At 33.5% G+C, this 8,530-nt stretch carries 9 protein-coding genes; 3 read left to right on the top strand and 6 right to left on the bottom strand.

All coding sequences use genetic code 11. The annotated features are described in order from the left end of the window. Window positions 1–2 precede the first annotated feature (2 nt). Genes F6U93_RS07140 through F6U93_RS15020 form a run of 3 tightly spaced genes read right to left on the bottom strand, consistent with a single transcriptional unit; the run spans window position 3 to window position 2,386 of the window. On the bottom strand, window positions 3–929 hold the full coding sequence (locus tag F6U93_RS07140; protein ID WP_150938275.1) for an alpha-E domain-containing protein: 927 nt from the start codon (window positions 927–929) through the stop codon (window positions 3–5). Between the two features lie 14 nt (window positions 930–943). Further along, on the bottom strand, window positions 944–2,107 hold the full coding sequence (locus tag F6U93_RS07145; protein ID WP_317132836.1) for a circularly permuted type 2 ATP-grasp protein: 1,164 nt from the start codon (window positions 2,105–2,107) through the stop codon (window positions 944–946). A gap of 6 nt (window positions 2,108–2,113) precedes the next feature. Then, a complete protein-coding gene (locus tag F6U93_RS15020) occupies window positions 2,114–2,386 on the bottom strand; it encodes a hypothetical protein (protein WP_317132835.1) in 273 nt (90 codons plus the stop codon). A gap of 257 nt (window positions 2,387–2,643) precedes the next feature. Here F6U93_RS15020 and dnaG point away from each other — a divergent pair, with 257 nt between their 5' ends. Continuing rightward, complete coding sequence (gene dnaG / locus F6U93_RS07150; protein WP_150938277.1) at window positions 2,644–4,602, top strand: DNA primase; 1,959 nt, start codon at window positions 2,644–2,646, stop codon at window positions 4,600–4,602. Here the strand turns inward: dnaG and F6U93_RS07155 are convergent. Continuing rightward, complete coding sequence (locus F6U93_RS07155; protein ID WP_150938279.1) at window positions 4,597–5,226, bottom strand: response regulator; 630 nt, start codon at window positions 5,224–5,226, stop codon at window positions 4,597–4,599. The genes dnaG and F6U93_RS07155 overlap by 6 nt on opposite strands. A gap of 102 nt (window positions 5,227–5,328) precedes the next feature. Next, window positions 5,329–6,117 carry an NAD(+) synthase gene (nadE, locus tag F6U93_RS07160; protein WP_150938281.1) on the bottom strand — a complete coding sequence of 263 codons (789 nt, stop codon included), beginning with the start codon at window positions 6,115–6,117 and terminating at the stop codon, window positions 5,329–5,331. Window positions 6,118–6,373: 256 nt separating this feature from the next. Between nadE and gldB the strand changes: the two genes are divergently transcribed. Further along, window positions 6,374–7,333, top strand: coding sequence for a gliding motility lipoprotein GldB (gene gldB, locus F6U93_RS07165; RefSeq protein WP_150938297.1), 960 nt, complete (start codon window positions 6,374–6,376; stop codon window positions 7,331–7,333). Next, complete coding sequence (gene gldC, locus F6U93_RS07170) at window positions 7,333–7,671, top strand: gliding motility protein GldC (protein ID WP_150938283.1); 339 nt, start codon at window positions 7,333–7,335, stop codon at window positions 7,669–7,671. Before gldB ends, gldC begins: the two co-directional genes overlap by 1 nt. Here the strand turns inward: gldC and F6U93_RS07175 are convergent. Further along, window positions 7,635–8,530, bottom strand: an 896-nt coding sequence (locus F6U93_RS07175; RefSeq protein ID WP_150938285.1) for a glycosyltransferase family 32 protein, incomplete at its 5' end; no start/stop codon positions are given. The genes gldC and F6U93_RS07175 overlap by 37 nt on opposite strands.

Here is an 8,530-nt window from a genome sequence, read left to right on the forward strand (position 1 = left end):
TCTTAGCTTGTTTCTGATAAATATATCGTGTTTATGCTGTATGAAATTTCTAGAATGTCTTCCTTTATTTCATTAATAAAATGGTCTAAGCCTTGTTTGTTAATGCTTTCTATGGTGGCGTATTTGATGTCGCTTTCAAGTTTTCCTAAAGCAAATTCAATTTGATTGTTGTTGAGTTGACCAGCTTCAATGAGTTTTCCTATGCTAAGGTTTAATTTATTAACGCAGTAGTATAGTGACCTTGGGAAAAGCTTTTCTTGAAAAACCATAGATATGATATGCTCACCTTTAAAGGCAGATTTGTATTTCTTTAAATACAACTGGTAACCGCCCATAGAAAGCAGTAAGTTTTTCCAATAAAAACTTTGTTCGAGTTTGTCTGAGGTATTTTCAATTTTAGTAAGTTTCATTGCTGTGAAATCTGAAACTAAAATCATACGCTCCAGAAACTTTCCTAAATTGAGAAAATAATAAGGCGCGCCGCGTTCTTGAGTAATATCCATAATCCCATAAAACATCAAATGATAGCTTTTTAGGCTGTCAAGAAACTCAATAGGATCTTCATTTTTAAGTTTTTTACGCAAGCCCTTTTTAGTTAAAAAAAGGTAATAGTTGTTTATACAAATCCATAACTCTCTTGAAATATGCTCTTGAACACTTCTAGCATTCTCTCTGGCTCTGGTAACAATGTTTAGAATTGAATTGGCATTATCGGTATTGAAAATCATGAAATCTAAACATTCTACCGTGTTTTCAGTGTAAAAAGTATTGTTGTAATTGGTGTAGTTTTTAATAATTGGTGTCCACGGGAAAAGCTCAGGTGAGTCTTGATTGGCATAAAAATTTACTTTGAGTAAACTCAATATGCCATTGCCGCGCTCCATGTATCGTTCTAACCAAATTAAATTATTTGCTACTCTGCTAAGCATATGTTATGTTTTTATTATTGAATAACCCATGTGTCTTTACTGCCGCCTCCTTGAGAACTATTAACAACCAATGAACCTTCTTTTAAGGCGACTCTTGTTAGGCCACCAGGGGTAATGTCTATACCATCTGGACCTGTTAATGCAAAGGGTCGTAAATCGATGCATCTAGGTGATAATATGCCGTTAATACAGCATGGTGCAGTAGATAGGTTTAAAATAGGTTGTGCAATAAAATTTTCAGGTTTTTTATTAACGGTGTTGAGGTAATCTTCTATTTCTTCGTCCGATGCTTCGTGCCCCATGAGCATGCCATAACCTCCGCTACCATCTGTTTTTTTCAAAACCATTTTTTTAATGTTTTCTACAACATAACTGTAATCTTCTGGATTGGCTAATTGATACGTTTTTATACTTTTTAAAATCGGTTCTTCATTCAAATAGTAACGAATCATCTCAGGCACATAAATATAAATGGCTTTATCGTCTGCAATACCGGTTCCTGGCGCATTCACTATATTAACATTGCCTTTTCTATAGGCCGCCATAATACCAGCTACACCTAATGTGCTTGATGTGTTAAACTCTAAAGGATCTAGGAAATCATCATCAACGCGGCGGTAAATAACATCCACACGTTCTAGTCCGCTAGTCATCTTCATATAAACCACGTGATCTTGAACAACCAAATCACTGCCTTCTACCAGTTCTATACCCATAAGTCTCGCCAAAGTGGTATGCTCATAGTATGCAGAATTGTAAATTCCTGGAGTTAAAAGCACAACTTTTGGGTCGCTTTGGTTAGATAATGCTTTAAGTTTCTTGTATAATAAATTAGGGTAGTCTGATACTGGTCTAATGTTATTTTTAGGTAATATACCTGGAAAAATACGTTTTGAAATCTCTCTATTTTCAAGCATATAACTTACGCCTGAAGGGGTTCGTAAATTATCTTCCAGTACGTAAAATTCACCATCACCACCTCGTATTAAATCTACGCCAGCAATATGAACATAAATATCGTGAGGCACTTTTACACCTTTCATTTCACGAAGAAAATAAGGGCAGGAATAAATGAGTTCCGCAGGAATTATACCATCTTTAATTATAAATTGATCATGGTAAATATCTTTAATAAATAAGTTTAAGGCTTTTAAGCGTTGCTTGATACCTATGTCGATATGTTCCTACTCGGAAGCTTTTATAATTCTAGGAACAATATCAAAAGGAAATATTTTCTCAACACCTTCTTTATCATTATAAACGGTAAATGTAACACCCTGGCTCATAAATAAGTGCCTAGACAACTCTTCCTTTTTGTATAATACCTTAGCAGAAGTGCTTTTTAGGTAATCATTAATGATTTCGTATTGAGAGCGAATGTTAGATGTCTCGCTGTACATTTCATCCCAAGTGTTTGGAAGTAATTGGTATGAAGAAAATAAATGTTTGTTAGTCATCAGCTTCACTTTTTTTAAAGATACTTAATTTTGAATTAAATGCAATAAATTACAACATTGATAAATAATTAATCTGTAAATATTTAAAAACATTAAAAATAATATTGCTTATTAATGTTTTTGGCTTTTTATTTTATGAATAATGTATTTGCTATGGTGGTTTTTTAGCTGAAATAGTTATTATGAATGAACTTAGTTTATGCTTAATTTTGCAATTGGAATTCTTTAATATTGCATTTAATTCATAAAATCAAACCTTGATATCACCTTCTTCCATAGACCAAATTTTTGAAACTGCTCGTGTAGAGGAAGTTATTGGCGACTTTGTGCAATTAAAAAAAGCAGGAAGTAATTTTAAAGGATTAAGTCCTTTTAGTGATGAACGCTCTCCAAGTTTTATGGTGTCACCTGTTAAGCAAATATGGAAAGATTTTTCAACAGGAAAAGGAGGGACAGCAGTTTCATTTTTAATGGAACATGAGCATTTTACTTATCCAGAAGCCTTAAGGTATTTAGCGAAAAAGTATAATATCGAAATTGAAGAAACCGTTCAATCCGACGCGCAAAAGGAAAAAGCAAACGAAAAAGAAAGTTTGTATCTGGTTAGTGAGTTTGCAAGCGATTATTTTAAAAACGTATTACATAAAACCGATCAAGGGAAGTCTATCGGCCTAAGCTACTTCAAAGAACGTGGTTTCACTGAAGAGACGATAAAAAAATTCGACCTAGGATATTCTTTAAATGAATGGCAAGCTTTTACGGATGAAGCCTTGAAAAAAGGTTATAATATTGATTACCTAGCCAAAACAGGATTGACCATAGTTAAGGAAGATAAACGTTTCGACCGATTTAAAGGTCGGGTTATGTTTCCTATTAAAAGTATGAGCGGACGTGTTTTGGGCTTTGGCGGACGCATACTGATAACCGATAAAAAGGCGGCGAAATATGTAAACTCACCAGAGAGTGAAATTTATTATAAAAGCAAAGTTTTATATGGTATTCATTTGGCGAAACAAAGCATTGCCAAAGAAGATAACTGTTTTTTAGTTGAAGGGTATACCGATGTCATTCAGTTTCACCAAACGGGCATTCATAATGTGGTGTCATCTTCAGGAACTGCTTTAACTTCAGAACAAATTCGGTTAATCAACAGGTTAACAAAAAATATTACCGTGCTTTTTGATGGTGATGCTGCCGGAATGCGTGCCTCACTTCGTGGGATTGATTTGATTTTGGAACAAGGCATGAATGTGAGAGTATGTACGTTTCCAGAAGGAGAAGATCCAGATAGTTTTGCTCGAAAAAATACGCTTGAAGAATTAGAAACTTACTTAACTGAAAACGCAAAAGACTTTATTCAGTTCAAGGCTTCAGTATTATTTGAAGAGTCTAAAAATGACCCGATAAAAAAGGCGGAAACGGTTAGAGATATAATCAATAGTATTTCTAAAATTCCTGATCGTATTAAAAAGGAAATCTATATCCAAGAGTGTGCCCGTATAATGGATATTAGTGAAGAGGTTCTGTTTACGACTTTAGCCCAACTTAATAAGAAGGAGTCTCAAGAAGAAAATAAAAAGGCTCAAACCGAAAAAAAGGCATTTGATGTTATAAGACATGAAACGCCACCTGAAAAGGTTGATGTTCAATATCTTTTAGAGCGTAAAATCATAGAGTTGTTGTTGCTTTACGGAAATAAAACCAAGGATTTTGAAGATTTGGTTTTTAAAGAAAACGAATCAGGAGAATTGGAGTTAGAGCCCGTAATTCAGCAAGCCAAGGTTTTTGAAAAGATATTTTTAGACCTGCAGGATGATGAAATGGAATTTAGTAATTCGCAGTTTAAAATGCTTTACTATACCATTATTGATCGCTTGAATCAAGAGGCTGAGTTTGATCTAAAGAGTTTCGTGAATTCTGTAGATCAAGATATGGCTAATGAAATTACGACGATTTTAATGGAAGATGAGCGTTATACGCTAGACGACTGGAAGCGTATGGACATCTTCCCTAAAGAAAAAGAAGATACTATTGCGCAAATCGTTAGTGAAACCATTTTAAGCTTACGCTGTTTCTTAATAGACCAAAAAGTAAAAGGCTTCCAACAGGAAACCTTGCAAAATAAAATAGACACGAATAGAAATATACTTGAAGAAGTAAAAGACTATTCGAGTCTAAAAATGTTGTTATCAAGAAAACTTAATCGAGTTTTATAACTCTTGTGTAAGTTTTGCTTGGTTTACTAAGTCTACTAGGTTAGTTACTTTTAATTTACGCATTAAACGTGCTTTATAAGTACTAACTGTTTTTTCGTTAATATCTAATTCTTTTGATATTTCTTTGTTTTTCTTACCAATAGTTAGAAGTTTTAATACTTCAGACTCTCTGGTAGAAAGCTTTTTGTAAAAAGCTCCGCCTTTATTTACACGAGATCCAAACGCTAATTGTTGCGTTAAATCATTACTTAAATAAATACCACCATCGCTTACTTTTAAAATGGCCTCATTAATGGTAATGACATTAACCGATTTGTTTAAGTAACCTGCAGCGCCAGCTTTAATGGCGTTAATGGCATAAACTTCCTCTGGTTGGGCACTAAAAATAATTGTTTTGATGTCTGGGTAGTCATTTTTTAAATAACGTAAAACAGTTAATCCGTTTAATTTAGGAAAATCTGTTTCAGTTAGAATAATGTCTACTGGGTTTTTCTTTACAAATTCAAGGATGGCGTCGCCATCGTCTACGCTACCTACAACATTAATGTTAGGTGATGCTGAAAAAAGTACTTCGAGTCCCTTTCTCGTAATTGGATGATTGTCTGCTATTAATAAATTTATCATAATTAAGATAGCTTGTTTTAAATATAACTAATTAGAGAGCAAGTTATATTGAGAGATTAAGCCTACTGCAAAAGTAATGATTTTTTACATTAATCAAAATTCTTATGATAAATTTATAGGTATTTTACAGATTGGTATAGGAATCATTTTGTGTTTGTTGGCATTGTTTAAACGTTTGTAAATCGCAAAAACCTCTTGTTTTCTGTCGGAAAAATCGTTTAATTCCTTGCCTTGAGCTTCCATTTGCATGGCCCATTCTAGCTCTGGGTAGGTGGCACCAATTTGGTCTTCATCACTTCGGGCATCTCCAAATAAACCATCACTAGGTGTTGCATTTAAAATAGATTCTGGTACGTCTAAATCCTTGGCTAAGGCGAAAACGTCAGATTTTAATAAGTCGGCAATCGGACTTAAATCAACACCGCCATCACCGTATTTAGTATAAAAGCCAACACCAAAATCTTCAACTTTATTTCCAGTGCCTGCAACGAGTAAGCCATACAACCCAGCGTAGTAGTATAAAGTTGTCATACGTAAACGAGCTCTGGTGTTTGCTAGAGCCATGTCTATAGTGGCTTGTTCTCCATCAAAAAATACTTCAGTTTTAAAGGCTTCAAAAACAGGGGTTAGATCAGTACGCGTTTCGCTTACATTGTCAAAGCGGGCTTTGAGTTGGGCTATATGTTCTTGTGCGCGATTCACGTGACTTTCAGCTTGGTGAATAGGCATTTCAATACATAATACATTGAGCCCTGTCTTAGCACATAGGGTTGAAGTTACTGCAGAATCAATTCCGCCAGAAATCCCTACTACAAAACCGTTTACTCCAGCTTTAGTTGCGTAATCTTTTAGCCAATTTACGATGTGATCAATTACTTTTTCTGTTTGCATTTTTAAATGAATTTAAGTCGAACACCATTTTTTATTTGAAATTACCGTAATAAAACACTCTTTTTTCCTTTCTATTTCAGAATAAAAAGAAACCGTAGCTTAGGCTATGCTTTATTTTTCTTCTTTATATAAAGGGAAAGATCATTATTTTCTTTTACAATAATTTCAAATAAAAACTGGTATAAGAATAGTACCTTTGCAAACAAAAGTAACCCAAACACTTAATTTATAAAAATTTATGGCGTTTAAGTTTTTAATGAAATTATGCCTGCTGTTTGTAATAGCACCAGTGGTTTCTTGTAAAACTGAAGACCGCTTAGCAGATCAAATTGCTAAAAATAACACAGACATTAAGGTAGAACGTTTTGATAAGTTATTTGCAGAAGTGACTCCTGAAACTTTAGGAGGGGTGAAAAAAAACTATCCTTTTATGTTTTCGAACCAATATCCTGATGACTTTTGGTTGGAAAAAAAATCTGATTCCCTACAACAAGTACTGTTCAGAGAAGTGGATCGAAGCTTTAAAAATTTTGAACCTACTGAATTTGAAATAGAATCTCTTTACAATCACCTGAAACATTACTTTCCCGATTTTCATACACCAAGAGTTATAACGGTTACCAATGATGTGGATTACCGCAATCGTGTCATAGTTACCGATACTATTGATCTCATTGCCCTAGATGCTTATTTGGGAAGTGACCATAGGTTTTACTCTAACATTCCTATGTATTTGAGGGCTGATTTAAAAAAAGAACACATTGTAGTTGATTTGGCCACAGCATATTCTGAAAAGTACATTTTTCAAGCCAAACGTAAATCTCTACTTGATGAAATGATTTACTTCGGAAAGCAACTTTACTTTAAAGATCTTATGATTCCGTTTAAATCGGAAGCAGAACGCATGGGGTATAGTCAACAGGAACTTGGCTGGGCTGAAGCTAATGAAAGCATGATTTGGCGTTACTTTATAGAGAATGAACTTTTGTATAGTACCGATTCAAAATTACCTACACGATTTATAAACCCTGCACCTTTTTCAAAATTTTATCTAGAAGGTATTGATGGCAATTCCCCAGGAAGGATAGGACAATATATGGGCTGGCAAATTGTACGTTCTTATATGGAACACAATGATGATGTTCCTTTAAAAGATATGCTTATAAAAAGCAGTGAAGACATTTTTAATAATTCAAAGTTTAAACCTCGAAAATAATGGCAAATACACACCAATCTAAAATAGAACTTAATGTAGAACTCGATGAAAATCGTGTTCCTGAAACCCTACATTGGACAGCTGAAGACGGTGGAATTTCTAATGAGGAAGCTAAAGCGATGATGCTTGCTGTATGGGATGCCAAGACTAAAGAAGCTTTACGTATTGATTTATGGACTAAAGATATGCCTGTAGATGATATGAAAGTGTTTTTTCATCAAACCTTAGTTTCTATGAGTGATACCTTTTATCGTGCCACTCAAGACGAAAAAATGAGTGCTACTATGAAAGACTTTTGTGATTATTTTGCTGAAAAATTAGAGCTCAACAAAAAATAGGTTTTTTTATAAATGGTTTTTAGAAAAGTATAACAATATATTCTAATAGTAGAGTAGTGTATCTTATTTAAGCTATTACGTTTGTTTGAATAGCCTGCTAAATCTAATGGTGACCCAATTTGTATTTTAGATTGTAATGCCTTTTTAGCCCATTTTCGGATGAAATTGGGAAGTTTATAAAGCGCAATTATATTATTACTTTTCATCCCTAATCTAACGGCATTGTGTTTATATTCATTAGCCCAATCATTTTTAAAATTAAATTTTGTATCCGCTTTTGGATAGCCAATTACTCTAATATTTAAGATATAGTGATTAGGATTTTTTGCATCAAAAATGTTAATAGACAATTTTTGGCATGCTCTTAAAAAACATAGTTGATGATAGAGGTATGTCCATTCTTTCCATTCTACTAATTTCATAGTATCTTCCTCATATTTCTTGGCTCCTATGGACATAGCGTACTCATATTCTCGAATCCATTCCAGTAGTAAAGGAGATTTTTTTGTTGCAGCAAAAAACCAATTTTCAATTCTTTTACCATCTCGTACGGCTATAAAATCATATTCGTATTTAAACCAATTAGTTATATTTTGAGTTAACAAAATACTTGCATCCATCCATATCCCTCCGTTTTCATAAATTAGTACACATCTAATCCAATTTGTCTTTTTTTGAATAGTCAATTTATCAAACTCTTTAGGAATGGTTCTATTAATATGATTTTGAAAGTTGTTTAGATTTAATATAAATATTTCAAAACCTGGACAATGAAGCTTCCAACTATTAATACATACTTCACATAGTTTAGGTAGTTTTGTAGGCTTCCCTTTTTTAGGACACCTTAAAATTCGACAAA

It is taken from the genome of Pseudotamlana haliotis (genome assembly GCF_008806375.1).
GTDB classification, from domain to species: Bacteria; Bacteroidota; Bacteroidia; order Flavobacteriales; family Flavobacteriaceae; genus Pseudotamlana; species Pseudotamlana haliotis.